The organism is Segatella hominis (assembly GCF_019249725.2).
In the GTDB taxonomy this organism is placed as follows: Bacteria; Bacteroidota; Bacteroidia; order Bacteroidales; family Bacteroidaceae; genus Prevotella.
This window is the reverse complement of sequence record NZ_CP137559.1, coordinates 1283579-1302893: the sequence shown is the minus strand read 5'-3', so window position 1 is coordinate 1302893 and position 19315 is coordinate 1283579. Positions and strand designations below refer to the sequence as shown.

General features: G+C 45.9%; 21 protein-coding genes. 15 read left to right on the top strand and 6 right to left on the bottom strand.

What is annotated here, in order from left to right:
* Positions 1 to 19 precede the first annotated feature (19 nt).
* Positions 20 to 1300 carry a leucine-rich repeat domain-containing protein gene (locus KUA50_RS05295; protein WP_218457551.1) on the top strand — a complete coding sequence of 427 codons (1281 nt, stop codon included), beginning with the start codon at positions 20 to 22 and terminating at the stop codon, positions 1298 to 1300.
* A gap of 310 nt (positions 1301 to 1610) precedes the next feature.
* Here the strand turns inward: KUA50_RS05295 and KUA50_RS05285 are convergent, their stop codons facing one another.
* From KUA50_RS05285 to KUA50_RS05275, 3 genes are all read right to left on the bottom strand, one after another.
* Positions 1611 to 1817 (bottom strand): DUF3791 domain-containing protein, encoded by a 207-nt coding sequence (locus tag KUA50_RS05285; RefSeq protein ID WP_218457549.1) that lies wholly within the window; start codon positions 1815 to 1817, stop codon positions 1611 to 1613.
* 87 nt (positions 1818 to 1904) lie between these two features.
* Positions 1905 to 2918, bottom strand: coding sequence for a GGGtGRT protein (locus KUA50_RS05280; RefSeq protein ID WP_118118663.1), 1014 nt, complete (start codon positions 2916 to 2918; stop codon positions 1905 to 1907).
* 15 nt (positions 2919 to 2933) lie between these two features.
* The gene (locus tag KUA50_RS05275; protein WP_006849036.1) at positions 2934 to 3635 is read right to left on the bottom strand and encodes an iron-sulfur cluster assembly scaffold protein; all 702 of its coding nucleotides are present in this window, start codon (positions 3633 to 3635) and stop codon (positions 2934 to 2936) included.
* Between the two features lie 245 nt (positions 3636 to 3880).
* Between KUA50_RS05275 and KUA50_RS05270 the strand changes: the two genes are divergently transcribed.
* The 14 genes from KUA50_RS05270 (at position 3881) to KUA50_RS05205 (ending at position 17186) form a co-directional block, all read left to right on the top strand.
* The gene (locus tag KUA50_RS05270) at positions 3881 to 4384 is read left to right on the top strand and encodes a DMP19 family protein (protein WP_218457548.1); all 504 of its coding nucleotides are present in this window, start codon (positions 3881 to 3883) and stop codon (positions 4382 to 4384) included.
* Between the two features lie 66 nt (positions 4385 to 4450).
* Entirely contained in the window at positions 4451 to 4930 is a 480-nt protein-coding gene (gene smpB / locus KUA50_RS05265) for an SsrA-binding protein SmpB (RefSeq protein ID WP_022111606.1), read from the top strand.
* Positions 4931 to 5000: 70 nt separating this feature from the next.
* Complete coding sequence (gene metH, locus KUA50_RS05260) at positions 5001 to 7790, top strand: methionine synthase (RefSeq protein WP_218457547.1); 2790 nt, start codon at positions 5001 to 5003, stop codon at positions 7788 to 7790.
* A 91-nt stretch (positions 7791 to 7881) separates the two neighbouring features.
* Positions 7882 to 8502: an HAD family hydrolase gene (locus tag KUA50_RS05255; protein WP_218457546.1), complete on the top strand. Its 621-nt coding sequence runs from the start codon at positions 7882 to 7884 to the stop codon at positions 8500 to 8502.
* 284 nt (positions 8503 to 8786) lie between these two features.
* Positions 8787 to 9647, top strand: coding sequence for a type I methionyl aminopeptidase (gene map / locus KUA50_RS05250; RefSeq protein ID WP_218457545.1), 861 nt, complete (start codon positions 8787 to 8789; stop codon positions 9645 to 9647).
* Between the two features lie 117 nt (positions 9648 to 9764).
* Entirely contained in the window at positions 9765 to 10805 is a 1041-nt protein-coding gene (gene tsaD / locus KUA50_RS05245) for a tRNA (adenosine(37)-N6)-threonylcarbamoyltransferase complex transferase subunit TsaD (protein WP_218457544.1), read from the top strand.
* A gap of 16 nt (positions 10806 to 10821) precedes the next feature.
* Positions 10822 to 11331 carry a CinA family protein gene (locus KUA50_RS05240; protein WP_218457543.1) on the top strand — a complete coding sequence of 170 codons (510 nt, stop codon included), beginning with the start codon at positions 10822 to 10824 and terminating at the stop codon, positions 11329 to 11331.
* Positions 11332 to 12042: 711 nt separating this feature from the next.
* On the top strand, positions 12043 to 12306 hold the full coding sequence (gene rpmB, locus KUA50_RS05235) for a 50S ribosomal protein L28 (protein WP_022111600.1): 264 nt from the start codon (positions 12043 to 12045) through the stop codon (positions 12304 to 12306).
* Between the two features lie 5 nt (positions 12307 to 12311).
* Entirely contained in the window at positions 12312 to 12500 is a 189-nt protein-coding gene (rpmG, locus tag KUA50_RS05230) for a 50S ribosomal protein L33 (protein ID WP_006849045.1), read from the top strand.
* 44 nt (positions 12501 to 12544) lie between these two features.
* Positions 12545 to 12703, top strand: coding sequence for a DUF4295 domain-containing protein (locus KUA50_RS05225; RefSeq protein ID WP_006849046.1), 159 nt, complete (start codon positions 12545 to 12547; stop codon positions 12701 to 12703).
* 207 nt (positions 12704 to 12910) lie between these two features.
* Positions 12911 to 13867 carry a signal recognition particle-docking protein FtsY gene (gene ftsY / locus KUA50_RS05220; RefSeq protein ID WP_022111599.1) on the top strand — a complete coding sequence of 319 codons (957 nt, stop codon included), beginning with the start codon at positions 12911 to 12913 and terminating at the stop codon, positions 13865 to 13867.
* 176 nt (positions 13868 to 14043) lie between these two features.
* Positions 14044 to 15339: a 30S ribosomal protein S12 methylthiotransferase RimO gene (rimO, locus tag KUA50_RS05215; RefSeq protein WP_218457542.1), complete on the top strand. Its 1296-nt coding sequence runs from the start codon at positions 14044 to 14046 to the stop codon at positions 15337 to 15339.
* Positions 15340 to 15364: 25 nt separating this feature from the next.
* Positions 15365 to 15658, top strand: a complete 294-nt coding sequence (locus KUA50_RS05210) for an HU family DNA-binding protein (RefSeq protein ID WP_022111597.1) — start codon at positions 15365 to 15367, stop codon at positions 15656 to 15658.
* Positions 15651 to 17186, top strand: coding sequence for an HU family DNA-binding protein (locus KUA50_RS05205; protein WP_256624319.1), 1536 nt, complete (start codon positions 15651 to 15653; stop codon positions 17184 to 17186). The genes KUA50_RS05210 and KUA50_RS05205 overlap by 8 nt, the downstream gene beginning before the upstream one ends.
* Before the next feature lie 165 nt (positions 17187 to 17351).
* Here the strand turns inward: KUA50_RS05205 and KUA50_RS05200 are convergent, their stop codons facing one another.
* The 3 genes from KUA50_RS05200 to KUA50_RS05190 are packed head-to-tail and all read right to left on the bottom strand — an operon-like array spanning position 17352 to position 19265.
* Positions 17352 to 17966, bottom strand: a complete 615-nt coding sequence (locus tag KUA50_RS05200; RefSeq protein ID WP_218457540.1) for a DNA alkylation repair protein — start codon at positions 17964 to 17966, stop codon at positions 17352 to 17354.
* 48 nt (positions 17967 to 18014) lie between these two features.
* Entirely contained in the window at positions 18015 to 18854 is an 840-nt protein-coding gene (ispE, locus tag KUA50_RS05195) for a 4-(cytidine 5'-diphospho)-2-C-methyl-D-erythritol kinase (protein ID WP_218457539.1), read from the bottom strand.
* Positions 18855 to 18872: 18 nt separating this feature from the next.
* Positions 18873 to 19265, bottom strand: a complete 393-nt coding sequence (locus KUA50_RS05190; RefSeq protein ID WP_218457538.1) for a hypothetical protein — start codon at positions 19263 to 19265, stop codon at positions 18873 to 18875.
* Between the last annotated feature and the right edge of the window lie 50 nt (positions 19266 to 19315).

Sequence of the window (19315 nt, the reverse complement as noted above, 5' to 3'; positions counted from 1 at the left end):
TTCATATTAGAAAATCACTATGATGAAACTATTTAAACTTAAATTAGTGTTTATGTCTGCTTTGTTGTCAATGTTTGTCTGCAAGGCTTTTGCTGGGGGTAATCTGATAACAGAGCAGGTGACAGTGACCATAACTAATGGAGAATATCTATCGGAATTGATAAAAGCCGATGATGCTCCACTTATTACCAATCTCAAGATTGTAGGAAACATTGATGGCACGGACATTGCCTACCTGCGTGAATTGATGGGAGTGGGAAAGTATTATGGTATGGATAAAGAAAAAGTGAAGTCTAATTTGCATATACTTGATCTCTCAATGGCGAATATATGTGAAGGTGGAGATTATTACTGTAACTACTCCTATAAAGGTAGGGGGTATCAAGCATATACAGCCAACAACTGTATTACGGCATATATGTTTGCTTCATGCCACTCCCTGACCAAATTGATACTGCCCAACAATGTGATAAGAATTTCTACGTATGCGTTCTATGATTGTTCTGAACTTGAGGAAATCACGCATTCAGATAGGATAACGGAAATAGGAGACCATGCTTTTGCAAAGTGTAGCAAACTAAAGGAATTTCAACTTCCTAAATTAGAGAAGCTGGAAGTGGGTACTTTCAGGAATTGCTCGTCTCTCATTTCATTGGAAATACCAGAAGGAATCACGTATTTACCACAGTCATTTGCTGATGGTTGTTCATCACTTAAGAGTGTGAAATTGCCAAACACTCTGACTAAAATAATGTTGTATGCATTTAATGGTTGCAGTTCATTGGAGAGAATCGACCTGCCTGAGACTTTGGAGGGTATAATGAGTAACGCATTTGCAGGTTGTACTTCTCTGAAATATTTTAAATTGCCTGAAGGAATAACTAATTTGGGTGGTTATATTATTAGTCTATGCATGGGGGTAGAGGAGCTACACTTGCCGAAAATTCCTTTGATAATGACCAATTTTACTTTCGCCAATTGTCAGGTGAAGCATTTGTATGCCTATGAGGAAAGGCCTCATAAGATAAATCAATATTTCTTTGATAATATCAATTATTCTACATGTACGCTGCATGTGCCAAAAGGTACGCGTGAGGCTTACGCTGCTGCTTACTATTGGCGCAATTTTGCAACTATTGTGGAAATGGATCATCAAACTGGCATTAATGCTATTGAAACCACTGAACCTGTAGAGGCGAAGAGTTTTGCTATTGATGGTACCCTTATTGAAGGTAAGAAAAAGGGTGTTAATATAATCAAGTATAACAACGGAAAAACGAAAAAGGTTTTAGTAAAGTAGTTACATCCCCATTTCTCTCACGGTCACGGTTGTCACAGTTTTTTCTCAACTCCTTATGAATTTTCTTGTTGGTTTCAAAATAAAAACGTACCTTTGCTTTTATCATTGTTTCCGACTCTGTACCCACTTTTATTTTTCCCTGCCCGCGGAAAATTTCTTGCGTGGGCAGGGAGAAAAATATACCCGGGCAGAGAAGGAAAATTAAAAGAGTATTTGGGGAAATGGGAGTGTCATTAAAAAAAGTGTATGATGTAACATTTTTTCTCCCTTAGCTCTTCTATCAAGTCGTTGACAATATATGTATCGCTCATCAGGTGAAGTTCCAGTTCTTGGTCATGAAGCATTCGACAGACATCGGAATCGTAGAAATCTTGATTAATCCCACCTTATCCAGTCGCCTTCTCATTTCAGATGGCGATATACCCATCTTTTGAGCTGAAGCTTCAATAGCTAATACCGTAAAGGCAAGGCGGTCAAATTCTGGGTTACTTTTCAGTAACAGTTCTCTATCCTCCATAAATTATAATAATGTGGGGTTAATAAAAAATCCTCCATATCCCCATGCGTGGGGATATGGAGGATAAATATTTTGCCTAAACAAAAATTACTTCTTGTTCAAAGCCAAGTCGATAGCTACGGCGATAGCTACAGTAGCACCTACCATAGGGTTGTTACCCATACCGAGGAAGCCCATCATCTCTACGTGAGCAGGAACTGAAGAAGAACCTGCGAACTGAGCGTCTGAGTGCATACGACCCATAGTATCAGTCATACCGTAAGAAGCAGGACCTGCAGCCATGTTATCTGGGTGCAATGTACGGCCTGTACCACCACCAGAAGCTACTGAGAAGTATGGCTTGCCTGCGGCAATACGCTCCTTCTTGTAAGTACCAGCTACTGGGTGCTGGAAACGGGTAGGGTTGGTAGAGTTACCAGTGATAGATACATCTACATCCTCGCTCCAGTTGATAGCTACACCCTCGCGAACATCGTCAGCACCATAGCAGTTAACCTTAGCACGTGGGCCATCGCTGTAAGCGATACGGTTAACAACCTTCAACTCACCTGTGTAGTAGTCGAACTTGGTCTGTACGTATGTGAAACCGTTGATACGGCTGATGATCTGAGCAGCATCCTTACCAAGACCGTTCAAGATAACGCGCAATGGGTTCTTGCGAACCTTGTTAGCCATCTCTGCGATCTTGATAGCACCCTCAGCAGCAGCGAAAGACTCGTGACCTGCCAAGAAAGCAAAGCACTGTGTCTCCTCGCGGAGCAAACGGGCAGCCAAGTTACCGTGGCCGAGACCAACCTTACGGTCGTCAGCTACAGAACCAGGGATACAGAAAGCCTGCAAACCGATACCGATAGCCTCGGCAGCATCAGCAGCTGTCTTCACACCCTTCTTGATAGCAATAGCAGCACCAGCTACATATGCCCACTTAGCGTTCTCGAAGCAGATACGCTGAGTGTCTTCACACATCTGATAAGGATCAACACCTGCGTCCTCGCAGATTTGATTAGCCTCTTCCAAGCTCTGAATACCGTTAGCATTGAGAGCAGCAAGAACTTGCTTCTCGCGACGTTCCTGACTTTCGTAACTTACTTTTCTAATCATATCTGTATCTCCTTATTATTCTTTACGTGGATCAATTGCTTTAACAACACCCTGCTCGGCAGTTGTACGACCATAGCTACCTGTGAACTTCTTTACTGCCTCGTTGGCATCCATACCGTTCTTGATAGCTTCCATCATCTTGCCGAGGTGTACATACTCGTAACCACAAACCTGGCTGTCCTTATCCAAGAACTGCTTTGTGATGTAACCCTCTGTCAACTCGAGGTAACGTGTACCCTTAGCTACTGTACCGTAGAGAGTACCAGTCTGTGAACGAAGACCCTTACCCAAGTCCTCAAGACCTGCACCGATAACGAGACCGCCCTCAGAGAAAGCGCTCTGGCTACGACCGTAAACAATCTGGAGGAAGAGCTCGCGCATTGCTGTATTGATAGCATCGCAAACGAGGTCTGTGTTCAATGCCTCAAGGATAGTCTTGCCTGGAAGAATCTCAGAAGCCATAGCTGCTGAGTGAGTCATACCAGTACAACCGATGGTCTCAACGAGAGCCTCCTGGATAACACCTTCCTTGATGTTCAAAGAAAGCTTACAAGCACCCTGCTGAGGAGCACACCAACCCACACCGTGAGTATAACCAGAGATATCCTTAATCTCTTTTGCCTGAATCCATTTTCCCTCTTCAGGAATTGGAGCTGGTCCGTGGTTAGGACCCTTAGCGACAACGCACATGTTGTCCACTTCTTTAGAATAGATCATATTCGCTAAAATTTATATTAATGAATATATAAACACTATATTTCTGTACACCTTATATTATATATGCGGTCAGAAATTTGAGCACTGCTGCCACATTTCGACTACAAAAGTACAAAAAATCTTGGGAAAATACCTAAAAATGAGTATTCTTTTTAACTCTTTAACCTATTTCTTATCATTTTTCTTTGCTTTATGCACATTTTGGTGTATCTTTGCAAACTGAAAATTGCAATTTTAATTAGATTATGACGCAAGTTAAGATAAATGATGCTGCTCTGCAGAAGGCTGCACTCGAGGGCATGGACGAGTTTGTGAAGGTTTTCATCGATGCTACGCTGGAAGCCATCGGGGGACAGTTGACCGCACAGAACATGGCGGAACTCAACAGCGACCAGATTACGCTCCTGGCATGGCACTTCCTGCACGAGGAGATGATGGATGGCGGTATGATACAGCTCATCCACAACGGCTTCGGCGGGTTCATCTTCAGAAATCCTACCGACAAGGCTTTCCGCAACTGGGGTATCCCGGACTTGGGAAAGCTCATCAACAAGGCCCATTTCTTCTACAAGAAAGCGGCTGCTGAGGTGGAGCAGGAGATGAGCGATGAGGATTTCATGGCGCTCTACGAGAAATATCCTGAATTTGATGACTTTGATGATGCTTTCGTCGAAAATGAGGAGGAATGGACCAGCAAGGTGGCCTACTATATCGACGAAAACATCCAGCAGTTTGCTACTATTGTTTAATGTTAGTGTTTAATGTTTACTTTTTAAATTATTCATTATTCATTATAAATTATACATTATTTATATATGAACAAGCAAGAACAGGAACTCCGCAAGAAGAGTCCGATACAGATAAGAAACAAGAAGGCATCCTTCGAATACTTCTTCGTGGATACCTATACAGCAGGCATCGTGCTTACTGGTACGGAAATCAAGTCGATACGTGGCGGTAAGGCTTCGCTCGTGGACTGCTATTGTGACTTCTACCAGGGCGAACTCTGGGTGAAGGGAATGAACATCTCTCCTTATTTCTACGGCTCATTCAGCAATCACGAGGCCCGCAGAGACCGCAAGTTGCTGCTCAACAAGCGAGAACTCAGAAGACTTGAGGAAGACAGCAAGCAGCCGGGATTTACTATCGTGCCTATACTCGTTTTCATCGACGATCACGGACGTGCCAAGGTGGATATAGCCCTCTGCAAGGGTAAGAAGGAATACGACAAGCGACAGACGCTCAAGGAGAAGGAGGACAGACGAGAAATGGACCGTGCCATCAAGCACTTCTAAGCCATCTCGAACACCTCTAAGATATGAATGCCGTGCCCTCAAAAGCACGCCTATATACAGAAAATCGACAATGGGTAAGACGATAAGAGAGATTGTTAAGGAGAAAATTCTGATTCTCGACGGTGCGATGGGCACGGAGATTCAGAAGTACAATTTGACGGAGGAAGACTTCAGGGGCGACAGATTCCAGGATATTCCAGGACAGATGAAGGGTAATAATGATATGCTCAATATTACCCGCCCCGATGTAATTTCAGATATTTACCGGAGGTACCTCGAGGCGGGTGCCGATATTATTTCTGCCAACACGTTTTCTTCGCAGCGCATTTCACAGGCTGATTATCACTTGGAAAATCAAGCCCGGGAAATGGCTTACGAGGGAGCCAGGCTGGCACGCATACAGTGCGACCTTTTCAGCACGGATGACAAACCGCGTTTTGTGGCGGGCGATGTGGGTCCTACCAACAAAACGTGCAGTATGAGTCCTGACGTGAGCAATCCTGCGGCACGTGAGATTACGTATGATGAACTTTTTGAGGATACATGCGAGCAAATCGACGGTCTCATCGAGGGTGGTGTGGATGTGATTCTCATCGAAACCATCTTTGATACGCTCAACTGTAAGGCGATGATCGACGCGGCGCTTACCACGATGAAGAAGCACGGTGTGGACCTGCCTATCATGGTGAGTCTGACCGTGAGCGATCTGGCTGGTCGTACCCTGAGCGGACAGACCATCGAGGCTTTCCTGGCCAGCATCTCGTCTTATCCTATCTTTTCGGTGGGCATGAACTGTGCCTTCGGTGCTCCGCAGATGAAACCTTTCATCAAGCGCATGGGGGCTGTGGCGCCCTGGTATATCAGCGCCCATCCGAACGCCGGATTGCCTAACGAGATGGGGCAGTATGACGAGACGGCTGAGAGTATGGCTCCGAAAATCAAGGAGTTCCTCGACGAGGGACTGGTCAACATTATCGGCGGTTGCTGTGGTACTTCGCCCGAATTCATCGCCAGTTACGACCGTATGGCGCAGGGGGTGAAACCTCATCAGGTGGCAGCCAAACCGGACACCATGTGGCTCTCCGGACTCGATCTGCTCGATGTAGATGACTCCGTGAAACTCCCGATGGATGCGTCAAGATTTGTCAACGTGGGTGAGCGATGCAACGTGGCGGGTAGTCGCAAGTTCCTCCGACTCATCAATGAAAAACAGTATGAGGAGGCGTTGGATATCGCCCGCAAGCAGGTGGCCGACGGGGCTGCAGTCGTGGATGTCAACATGGATGACGGTCTGCTGGATGCCAAGGTGGAAATGGTCAACTTCCTCAATATGATAGCTGCTGAACCTGAGATCGCCAAGGTGCCTATCATGATCGACTCCTCGAAATGGGATGTCATCGTTGCCGGACTGAAGTGCTGTCAGGGTAAGTGCATCGTCAACTCCATCTCACTCAAGGAAGGTGAGGAGAAGTTTATCTCCCACGCCCGTGATGTGATGAGATACGGAGCTGCCGTGGTGGTGATGTGTTTCGATGAAATCGGGCAGGCTACTACCTTCGAGCGCCGTATTGAGATAGCCGAGAGGGCTTATCGTATCCTCGTGGATAAGGTGGGCATGAATCCGCTCGACATCATCTTCGACCCGAATGTGCTGGCCATCGCTACGGGTATGGAGGAGCACGACAACTATGCCGTGGAGTTTATCCGCGCTACGGAATGGATCCACCAGCATCTGCCTGGTGCCCATGTGAGCGGTGGTGTGAGCAACCTCTCTTTCTCCTTCCGTGGCAATACTTATATCCGCGAGGCTATCCACGCCGTTTTTCTTCATCATGCCCAGTTGGTTGGTATGGACTTCGGTATCGTAAATGCCAAAGCCAGAAAGGATTACGCCAAATTGCCTGAAGTACAGCGTGAACTCATCGAGGACGTGGTGCTCAACCGCAGAAAGGGTGCTGCTGACGAACTGATAGACCTGGCTAATGAGATCAAGGAGCAGATGGATGCTGCCAAGGCTGCAGCCAAGGCTGGCGGTGCGCCCGTGGCTAAACCGGCTGCTCCGGAATGGCGCAAGGAACCGGTGGAGAACCGCTTGAAATATGCCCTGCGCAAGGGTATCACGGAGTTCCTGCAGAAGGATATCGATGAGGCACTCGCCAAATATCCGCATGCCGTGAATGTAATCGAGGGACCGCTGATGGACGGTATGAACGAAGTGGGTGCGCTCTTCGGCGAAGGAAAGATGTTCCTGCCACAGGTGGTCAAGACCGCACGCACGATGAAAGCGGCTGTTTCTATCCTCCAACCGCATATCGAGGCTGAGAATACGGGCAGTTCTACCAAGGCTGGCAAGGTGGTGATGGCTACCGTGAAGGGTGATGTGCATGATATCGGAAAGAACATCGTCTGCGTGGTGATGTCGTGCAATAACTTCGATATCATCGACTTAGGTGTGATGGTTCCTGCCGAACAGATTGTCAAGAAGGCTATCGAGGAAAAGGTGGATGCCATCGGATTGAGCGGACTGATTACGCCGTCGCTCGATGAAATGGTGCATGTGGCTCACGAGATGCAGAAGGCGGGGCTGCGCATCCCTATCATGGTGGGCGGTGCTACTACCAGCGAACTGCACGTGGCGCTCAAGATAGCTCCGGAATACGGCGGTCCGGTGGTCTGGGTGAAAGACGCGAGTCTGAATGCCGGCATCTGCACCCGCCTCTTTGATAAGGTGGAAGGTCCGAAATTCGTGAAGGAACTGGACGACAAATATGCTAAGATGAGGGCGGAATATCATGAGCAGCAGCAGAAACTCGCCAGCCTCGATGAAGCCCGCAAGAATAAGTTGAACTTGTTTGAATAAGACGCAGAATTTAGTAGATAAATGCTGAATTCATCAGATAAATACAGGATACGAAAGAGTTGATATAGAAAACGTTAGAGAAAATATAGTTATGATTAAAACGGTGATTTTTGACATGGGCGGCGTGATCATCACACTCAACCATGATGAAGCAGTGAGGCGTTTCAGTGCATTGGGGCTGCAGAAGGCTGATGAAGTTTTGAACCCTTATTGTCAGGCGGGCATCTTCGGCGATCTGGAGGAAGGTAAACTGAGTCTTGAAGAATATCAGGAGGCCCTGGAGAAGATGGTGGGTAGAAAACTGTCTTTTGAGGAAGTGCGCCATTGCTGGTTGGGTTATGCGGCTGATGTGCCTGCCAATAAGTTGGCTGCTCTCCGCAAGTTGAAAGAGGAAGGCTATCGTGTGATTCTCCTCTCCAATACCAATCCCTACATGAGTTCCTGGACAGACAGCACGGAATTCTCTGGTGACGGCCATGCCATCGGTGAGTATTTTGATGCCCTGTATCGCAGTTATGAGGTGAAGTTGATGAAGCCGGATGATCGCTTCTTCCGCTATGTGCTCACTCAGGAAAAAATCCTCCCAGAAGATGCGCTCTTCGTAGATGATGGTCCGCGCAACTGCGCTGCTGCCAGCGAACTGGGCATCCGTACCTATTGTCCGCAGAACGGAGCAGACTGGACAGAGGAAATCTATAAGTTTCTGAAATAAAGTATTTCATCAACCGAGATTTTACAGCATCGAGATTTTCCTCTCAAGTGAGAATCTTCATCAAGTGAGATTTTCTATCAATCGAATGAGTATCTCCAGCCTCAGAGAGAATACTCAAAGACGATTTGGATCAGAAAAAACAGAAACGGAATGCTGCAAGTATCTGAAAAAAGATAAATATTATTGCAATTATTTTGTACTCTGCTTGAAATGTTGTACTTTTGCAGATGTAAATAGAAATAATGGGCGGACCTGATGGGGCTGCCGCAATAAAATTAAACGAAATGGTTATTAAAAAAAGAAGATGGCATTGCTTGCCGGGTCAGCCTCTGACCGACCTTGATAAGCAGGTGATGTTTTGGGAAAATAAAGGCAAATTGGTGCCTACTCGTGATTTGATCAAGACTCCAGAACAGATTGAGGGTATCCGTAAGAGCGGTGTCGTCAATACGGGTTGTCTTGATGCGGTGGCTGAAGCTATCCGCCCAGGTATGAACACGCAGGAGATCGACGACATCTGTATGCAGTACTGCAAGGATCATGATGCCATACCTGCCTGCCTCAATTACGAGGGCTATCCTAAAAGCGTTTGTACGAGTATCAATGAGGTGGTTTGCCATGGTATTCCTAAGGAGGAAGACGTGCTCCAGGAGGGCGATATCGTCAATGTGGATATGACTACCATCGTGGACGGCTATTATGCTGACGCTTCCCGTATGTTCATCATCGGCAAGACGACTCCGGAGAAGGAGCAGTTGGTGAGAGTGGCTAAGGAATGCCTCGAAATCGGTGCTGAAGCTGCCAAGCCATACAGTTTTGTGGGCGACATCGGTCATGCTATCGAGAAGCACTGCAAGAAATACGGTTATGGAGTGGTGCGCGATCTCTGTGGACATGGCGTGGGCTGCGAGTTCCACGAAGAGCCAGAGGTGCTTCACTACGGTCATAAGGGTACTGGTATGCTGCTCGTTCCGGGTATGGTATTCACCATCGAACCAATGATTAACATGGGTACCTGGAAGGTGTTCATCGATGCGGACGATCCATACGGATGGGAGGTTATCACAGGCGATGAAAAACCATCTGCACAGTGGGAGCATACCTTCGTGATGACAGAACACGGTGTAGAGGTGCTGACCTACTAAAGAATACTCACCATAATATATACTCACCATTATATATAATAAGGTGTAAGAATCTGTGAGGATCAGTAGAATTCGATATAATGGTGTAAGAATCAATATAATAAGGTGTATAAAATCATGGAAGAAAACGAAAAGAAGGATATATATATATTGGGTATTGAGAGCAGCTGCGATGATACCTCGGCTGCTGTCTTGAGAAATGGAGTGCTGTTGAGCAATGTCACGGCTTCACAGGAGGTGCATCGCGCTTATGGTGGTGTGGTTCCTGAACTGGCTTCGCGCGCGCATCAGCAGAATGTGGTTCCTGTGGTCGATCAGGCTATCAAGCATGCCGGCATCACCAAGGAAGACCTGAGTGCAGTGGCCTTTACGAGAGGTCCCGGTCTGATGGGTTCATTGCTCGTAGGTGTCAGCTTTGCCAAGGGACTCGCCCGCTCGCTCAACATTCCTTTGATTGATGTCAATCACTTGCAGGGACACGTGATGGCGCATTTCATCAAGGAAAGTGATGACGACCAGACGGCTCCTCCGTTCCCTTTCATCTGCCTTCTTGTTTCGGGTGGAAACTCCCAGATTGTGAAGGTGAATGCGTACAATGATATGCAGGTGCTCGGTCAGACCATCGATGATGCTGCCGGCGAGGCTATCGACAAGTGTGCCAAGGTGCTGGAGTGGGGGTATCCGGGTGGCCCTATCGTAGATAAATACGCAAGACAGGGTAATCCGAAGGCTTTCTCTTTTGCTGAACCGCATATCCCGGGACTCAACTATAGTTTCTCTGGCTTCAAGACCAGTTTCCTCTACAGTCTCCGCAAATGGGTGGCAGACGATCCTGATTTCGTAGAGAAAAACAAGTTCGACCTGGCTGCCAGCATCGAGTTTACCATCGTGGATATCCTGATGAAGAAGCTCCGCATGGCAGTGAAGCAGACGGGTATCACCCACGTGGCTGTTGCGGGAGGTGTTTCTGCCAACAATGGTTTGCGCAATGCCTTTCATGATCATGCTAAGCGCTTCGGATGGACCATCTATATTCCGAAGTTCAGTTATACGACTGATAATGCAGCGATGATAGGATGCGTGGGCACGTTTAAGTATCGCGATAAGGACTTCGCAACCATAGACTTGCCTGCGTTCTCTAAAGTAACGTTCAAATAGTTTTTTTATATTAAATATGGAATTTGAAAGTAAGATTTTGAGTAAGAGCATCTCAGAGATGCTATACAATAGTGATAAGACTTTGGGTACAGCAGAGAGTTGCACTGGCGGCCGTATCGCTGAGGCTATCATTGCAGTACCTGGTGCGAGCAACTACTTCAAGGGTGGTATCGTTTCCTATACCAATGAGGTGAAAGAGAACCTGCTCGGTGTGAGCCATGAGGTGCTTGAGGAGCAGACTGCCGTTTGTGAGGAAGTGGCTAAGGAGATGGTGATCGGTGCCATCAATGCCCTCCATGTGGATTATGCGATTTCTGCTACGGGTGTAGCTGGTCCTTCTGGAGGTACTCTGGAGAATCCTGTGGGCACCATCTGGATAGGCTATGGCAGCAAGGATGATGTGCGCACTCTGAAACTCACAGACGATTTCGGTCGTGACATCAATCTCGCCATCGCTACCAATACGGCGTTGAAGTCTATGTTCGCTTTCCTCAAGGAGCACGAAGAGGATTTGAAGAAAGATTAAGCTCTTCTTCTGTCAGGATTTGCAGAAGGATTAAGTTCTTTTTCTTCTGTCAGGATTTGCAGAAAGATTAAGTTCTTTTATCAAGATATTAGAAAATATTAGAGGGTGTGTCATAAGTTCATGGCACTTCCTCTTTTTCATTTCTTCAAAGTTTTGTTTCATCGGATTTCACGGATGAATCGGAGGCATTCTTGCTTATCGGATTACTCACGGATTTTCACGGATATTTGGCCGCTGGCCAATGGCTGGCGCCCGAAGAATTCCTTTATTGTTTTGTGTCACGCAGATTCCGCAGATAACGCAGATTTTTCTTCGTGGAAGTTTTTTGTCCCACAGATTTCACAGATTACACAGATTTTTTATGGAATCTCTGGCGAATCGCTTTTTCCAATCCCAGGGGTATCTACACCGACCGAATAGGTCGCCTCTGCGCCAATCCGTGAGTAATCGCTGCAGCAAGAACCCTCCGAATAAAATCCGTGTCATCCGATGAATAAAATAGCAATTTGGACGACCTGTGACGCAACTCCTTTTTCTTTTATGTTGAAGTGAAAAATGGGGAATCGAGGCGAAAAGGGGAAGATAAAAGCAAAAAAAACTTAAAAGTTGAGTTTCTGCTAAGGAATATTTTGTATATACGAGAATTATTTGTAATTTTGCACTCTGTTTGGAATAGGTATCAATTAACGAATTAGAAAATTAAAGATAGAAATGTCTAAGATTTGTCAAATTACAGGTAAGAAGGCACAGTTAGGTTGCAATGTGTCTCACTCAAAGCACCGTACAAAGAGAAGCTTTGACGTTAACCTCTTCAGCAAGAAATTCTACTATGTAGAAGAAGAGTGCTGGATTAGCCTTAAGATCAGCGCTGCTGGTCTTCGTCTCATTAACAAGGTAGGTCTTGACGCTGCCCTGAAGCAGGCTGTGTCTAAGGGTTACGTAGATTGGAAAGACATTAAAGTAATAGGAGAATAAATATCATGGCAAAGAAAGCAAAAGGTAATAGAGTACAAGTTATCCTCGAGTGCACTGAGCATAAGAACAGTGGTATGCCAGGTACAAGCCGTTACGTGACTACAAAGAATCGTAAGAACACTCCTGAGCGTCTTGAGTTGATGAAGTACAACCCAATCCTTAAGAAGATGACTCTTCACAAGGAGATTAAGTAAGTTCGCTTACAAGTTTATAAACAATTTTATCAATTAAATAGACTATGGCAAAGAAAGCGGTCGCTACCCTCCACGAAGGTAACATGGATGGTCGCGCATATACAAAGGTTATCAAGATGGTTAAGAGCCCTAAGACTGGTGCTTACGTTTTCGATGAGAAGATGGTACCTAACGAGGCTGTTAAGGATTTCTTCAAGGACTAATCATTTAGTACTTAATATATTCATGGGTCGTAACTCTACCGAGTTGCGACCTTTTCTTTTTCTTCTCATTTCTCATTTCTCCTTTGTCATTTCTCATTTGTCATTTCTTTAATCTTTCTCATTTGTTTCTTATTTCTATGAAAAAGTTGCAATATAATTTGGTGTTGTTAGCTTTTTCTATTATCTTTGCAGAAAATATTATATCTTATGGGATTATTCGGTTTTTTTAATAATAAGAAAAAGGAAACTCTCGACAAAGGACTCGAGAAAACCAAGGAGAGTGTATTCAGTAAGTTGGCACGCGCAGTAGCAGGTAAATCAACCGTTGATGATGATGTGCTCGACGATCTGGAGGAAGTTTTGATTACCTCTGATGTCGGTGTGGAGACTACTGTGAAGATCATCCGCCGCATCGAAGAGAGAGTTGCTCGTGATAAGTACGTTTCTACCTCTGAGCTTGATAGAATCCTCCGAGAGGAAATCGCTAATCTGCTTTCTGAAAATCACTCTGATGATAATGACGACTGGGATTTACCTTCCGATCACAAGCCTTATGTAATTCTTGTTGTCGGTGTGAATGGTGTGGGTAAAACTACTACCATCGGCAAGTTGGCCTATCAGTTTAAAAAGGCTGGCAAGAAGGTTTATCTCGGTGCTGCCGATACTTTCCGTGCTGCTGCCGTTGAACAGATCAGCATCTGGGGAGAGAGAGTTGGGGTGCCTGTGGTGAAGCAGCAGATGGGATCTGATCCAGCTTCTGTTGCCTTCGATACCCTCCAGAGTGCTAAGGCTAATGGCGCCGACGTGGTGCTGATTGATACTGCCGGACGACTGCACAACAAGGTGGGACTGATGAATGAACTCAAGAAAATCAAGGATGTCATGAAGAAGGTTTTGCCTGAGGCTCCTGATGAGGTGATGCTCGTGCTCGATGGTAGTACCGGACAGAATGCTTTTGAGCAGGCTAAGCAGTTTGCTGCTGTTACAAACATAACTTCTTTGGCTATTACCAAACTGGATGGTACTGCCAAAGGTGGTGTGGTAATCGGTATCTCAGACCAGTTGAAGGTGCCTGTGAAGTACATCGGACTGGGTGAGGGAATGGAGGATATGCAGCTCTTCAACAAGAAAGAGTTCGTAGATTCTCTCTTTAAGAAAGGCTAATCCTCTCTTCAAGAAAGACTAAGTCCTCTCTCTCTGATAATAAGGACTTTTTCTGCGATATACGAAGATGAGGCTGTCTTTCTTCTCTCTATGATAAACGGAATCAAGGTCCTCTTTTTCGAAAGACGGCTTAAAGGATTTCATAATTTAGAAATAAAACGGTAGATTAAGAAAACGTGAAAAAGAACGAAATCGATATAATTACAATGGGCTGCTCCAAAAACCTGGTGGACAGCGAGTTGCTGATGAAGCAGTTTGAGGCAAACGGCTATCACTGTGTACATGACTCCAAACGTCCTCAAGGTGAAATAGCAGTCATCAATACTTGCGGATTCATCGGGGATGCCAAACAGGAAAGCATCGATACGATTCTGGAATTTGTGCAGCGCAAGCAAGAAGGTAAAGTTAGAAAACTCTATGTAATGGGTTGTCTCTCACAGCGTTATCAGAAAGAACTGGAAGCTGAAATTCCTGAAGTTGATAAGTTTTACGGAAAGTATAACTACAAACTTCTTCTCAGTGAACTGGGAAAGGCTGAGGTGCCTGCTTGTAATGGTCGTCGCCATCTCACCACACCTCGCCACTATGCTTACGTGAAGATTTCCGAAGGATGCGACCGTCATTGTGCCTATTGCGCTATTCCGATTATTACCGGCAAGCACGTGAGCCGCCCGAAGGAGGAAATCCTGCAGGAAGTTCACGAAATGGTAGCGGATGGCGTGAAGGAATTTCAGATTATCGCCCAGGAACTTACCTATTATGGGCTTGATATCGATGGTAAGCATCATATCACTGATCTGATTTCCGACATGGCTGATATCCCTGGTGTCAAGTGGATTCGCCTGCATTATGCTTATCCAAACCAGTTCCCGATGGACTTGCTTGATGTGATGCGCGAAAAGCCAAATGTCTGCAAGTATCTCGATATCGCACTGCAGCATATCAGTGATCACATGCTCGACCGTATGCATCGCCATGTGACCAAGAAGGAGACGATGGAACTGATTCAGGCTATCAGAGAAAAGGTGCCGGGAATTCATATCCGAACCACACTGCTCGTCGGTTTCCCAGGAGAAACAGAGGAGGATTTCCAGGAACTGATGGAGTTCGTGAAATGGGCGAAGTTTGAGCGCATGGGTGCTTTCGCTTATTCGGAGGAGGAAGGTACCTACAGTGCCAAGCATTATGAAGATGATGTTCCGGAGGAAGTGAAGCAGAGCAGACTGGACCAGTTGATGGCGCTTCAGCAGGATATCAGTGCTGAAGTGGAAGCTGAAAAGGTGGGCAAGGTACTCAAGGTCATCATCGATCGCAAGGAAGGCGACTATTATATCGGTAGAACGGAATTTTGCTCTCCTGAGGTGGATCCAGAGGTGCTGATTCCTGCCACCAAGCGACTGAGAGTGGGTAACTTCTATGACGTGAAGATTACTTCAAGTGAAGAGTTTGATCTGTATGGAGAATTGGTCTAAGAATCTTTATGGAGATTGATATAAGATGAACAATAAACAATACATAGCTGAACTGGCTCGCAAAACCGGATTCTCACAGGAAGATACTCAACGCCTGGTGAGAAAGGTGATTGATGCGATGATTGCTCAGTTTGAAGAGGGCGAACAGGTGACGATTCCTGATTTCGGCACCTTTGAGGTGAAGAAACGACTGGAGCGCGTGGTGGTCAATCCGCTCACGAAGAAGCGCCAGCTGGTTCCGCCGAAACTTGTGCTCGGATTCCGACCTGTTGCTTCCGTCAAGGAAAAAATAAATAATGGAGGGGAGGAAGATGAATAAGTCGAGTTTGTCTGTTTTGGCTAAGGCTGTTGCCAGCAAGCGTGGACTTACCCAGGCTGAGGCGGAGCGCTTTATTGCCACCATGTTTGAGGTTGCCGGTGCCGGCATCCAGGAGGATAAGTTGCTCAAAATGAAGTGGCTGGGTACCTTCAAGATTACTTCCGTGAAAGATAGGGAGAGTGTGGATGTCAATACCGGTGAGCGAATCCTGATAGAGGGGCGCGATAAGATTTCTTTTACTCCGGATAATATCCTGAAGGAAATCATCAACAAACCTTTTGCCCAATTCGAAACTGTTGTGGTGAATGATGGTGTCGATTTCTCTGATATTGACGAGAAATTCGCCAATATGGAAAGGGAAGAGGAACTGCTGCTGCAGAAAGAGCAGGAACGCCATGATGACGAGGTGGTTTTAGAGGAGCAGAATGCAGAACAGCCTCAAGAGCTTGATCAGAACGTAAGGCAGTCTCGGGAGGAAGAACAGTCTCAGGAGAATCTGCCGGATGCAGAGTTGCAGTCTCAGGAGAATCTGCCGGATGCAGAGTTGCAGTCTCAGGAGAATCTGTCGGATGCAGAGTTGCAGTCTCAGGAGAATCTGTCGGATGCAGAGTTGCAGTCTCAGGAGAATAATCTGTCGGATGCAGAGTTGCAGTCTCAGGAGAATAATCTGTCGGATGCAGAGTTGCAGTCTCAGGAGAATCTGTCGGATGCAAAGTTGCAGTCTCAGGATGATGGAGAGAAAAATGACCTGTCTCAAGAGAGTCTGTTGAACGAAGAGTTGACTCAGGAAAATAATCAGAAAGTTGAGCAGCCTCAAGAAGTGAAATCCCCGATTTCTGAAGAAAACGTTGCTTTGTCTTCAGAATTGAAAAACGTTGAGACCTCAGCAGATGATTTCTCTGAAACTTATGCTTCAGACCATCACCATCTCGTGATACCAAAATATGTGGTCGCCTTAGTATGTGTGGTCTTTGTTGCTCTCTTGGGTGGCTTATGCTGGTTTGCCTTTACTTACGGCAAAATGCAGGCGCGCCAAGAGCAGATGGAGATGCAGTTGAAGGCTATCAAACCTCAGCCTCAACCAAAACCTAAGCCAACGGTAGTTGCTCCTGTGGATACAGCGAAGTCTGTTGCTTCCTCGGATGATAAAACTGACGCAAAGAACGTTCTGGCTAATGGTGCTCAGGCAAACAATGAGCAGACAGACCATGCTCAGTTGGCAATGAAGAAAAAGGCCAGGCAGGACAGCATCCGGATGGCACAAGCTAATAATGCCGTGAAGATGGCTGAAAAGGCTTCTGAGTATCTCAACGATCCTCGCATCAGAACGGGTGCTTATCGTATTGTGGGCGTAGAAAAAACCGTGACGGCTAAGAGTGGTCAGACTTTAGCTGGATTGAGTAAACTCTATTTGGGCCCTGGCATGGAATGCTATATGCAGGCCATTAACGGATGTTCTGAGATAAAAACAGGACAGAAAGTGAAGATTCCAAAACTGGAACTGAAAAGAAAAGGGAAAAAAAATTAAATCTGCAATGTGATGAACATTCTATTTTCATAGTACGATATAAAAATCCCCCGCTTCATCAGAATCAAGTGATTCTTGTGGAGCGGGGAATTTCTTTTTCTTAATCCCAAAGGATTTTTTTTAAATCTAAAGGAAGGAAATTTCTTTTTCTTCTTGGATTAAGTTTTATAATTCAAAAATACCCTTCAGGGCAGCGCGAGCAATCTTCTCGTATTCTTCACCGAGGTCAGCAAAGCGCAATACACAGTTGGCAGCAGCATGCTTGATACCCATATTATCGCCTTGTAAGGCAACTGCAGCCTGGTCGAGAAACTCATTGATGCCTCTCTCGTTGGCTTCCTGTCCGTTGGCAAAAAGCCTTGCCAATAGTTGGAATCCAGCTATCTCATAAAGCGTCTTGTCTGTGGCAATCCATTCATAGGCAATGGCAGGAGCATAATCCACATACTGCAGAAGATTGAATGCCAGCATCTCTGCCATTTCCTGGCTCTTGACCTGTTCCATCCAAATATCTGTTATCTCTGGCAGCATCTTCTCTGCCGGCATGATGAGGGTGGCAAGAATCTTGCATTCACGGATGTCTTCCTTCCAGAGTTCAATGGCCAGTTCATAATCCTTGCCATATTCCAAGGCCATCTTCTTCAGTTCTATGAAAGGTACGCCCCAGTTGATCTTATAGCCTAAGCCTTTCTGGGTCATCGACTGAGAGGTAGGACCACTCATTAAGAGGCGAAAACTTCGCTTAATCTTCATCAGCTTCTGATGAGTTTCTTCATTCATGTTTATTTCCTTTTAGAGTTTCTTTACTGATCTGATTACGGCTTTCTGCTATAGTTTCATCACTTCGCAGAACATGCCGTCAAACTGTTCTTCGATTCCCTTTGGCTCTTCTTTGAAGATGCCATAGAGGGCACTTCCGCTACCGCTCATGGAGGCGTAGGCTGCACCTTGGTCGTAAAGTTTTAGCTTGATGGCTGCCAGCTCCGGATGCATCTTGAAGATAGGTTCCTCGAAATCATTGACAAGTTCTTCTTTCCAGGTTTCTATCGGTTGACGCACGATATCACGGCAGCTCTTGGCTGGTTTCTTCGGGGTGATGGCACTGTAAGCTTCCTTGGTACTTACAGCGACGTCGGGTTTTACGACACAAAGATAGTATCCTTGCAGATTGCCATCAGGACCATCTGCAGGCATCAGTACATCTCCGATACCCTCCGCATAAGCAGGTTCTGCTTCGATGAAGAAAGCACAGTCGGCACCCAGTCGGGCTGCATAACGTTCCATTTCCGGATTACCGATGTTGAGACGGAAACGCTCATCGAGAAGTCTGATCATGAAGGCTGCATCCGAAGAACCGCCGCCAAGACCGGCTTGAGAAGGGATATGCTTGTAGAGATGGGTATGGATGCGTGGCAACTGATAGTCGGCTGCCAGAATATGGTAAGCCTTTACCACCAGATTTTTCTGCTCGTCACAATCCACAACATTGCCTGTCACTTTCAGGTCGCAGGCGGTATCGCTCGGAAATTTCTCATCCATGTATTTGATTTCCAATGCATCATACAGTGGGATGGGATAGAAGACGGTTTCCAGATTATGGTAACCATCCTCTCTTTTGCTTACGATGTTCAAGCCAAGGTTGATCTTGGCACATGGAAAAACAATCATAGGCTATTTCTTTTTAAATTACTTGGCAGCCTTGCGGAATGTCTCGTTGTTAACTACGATCTTGCCTTCCTCTACATCGATGATTGCCTGATCCTTGATATCTGTATCCATACCCTTGCTTGCGAGCATGATGTTTGCTTCAGAACCCTGTGGCTGTACCATGAACTCCCACTTGTAGTAGTTCTTCTTGTAGTTCTTGGTGGTAACAGTAAAGTCGCTGTTCAAAGTGATGACTGTCTTCTGGTCAAGACTTGCATAGTCACCTGCAGCCTTCTGCTGGAATGCAGAGTCAGTGATTACTTCTACTTCTACTTTAGCAGGTTCTGCTGTTGTTTCTGCCTTTTTGTTGCCGCAAGATGCTGCGAATACCAACATGGCCATGCAGAGGGCCATCATAATTGACTTTTTCATACGTTAAAGATTTTGTGTTACTAAATTATTGTTGCTTAAATTTAACTTCT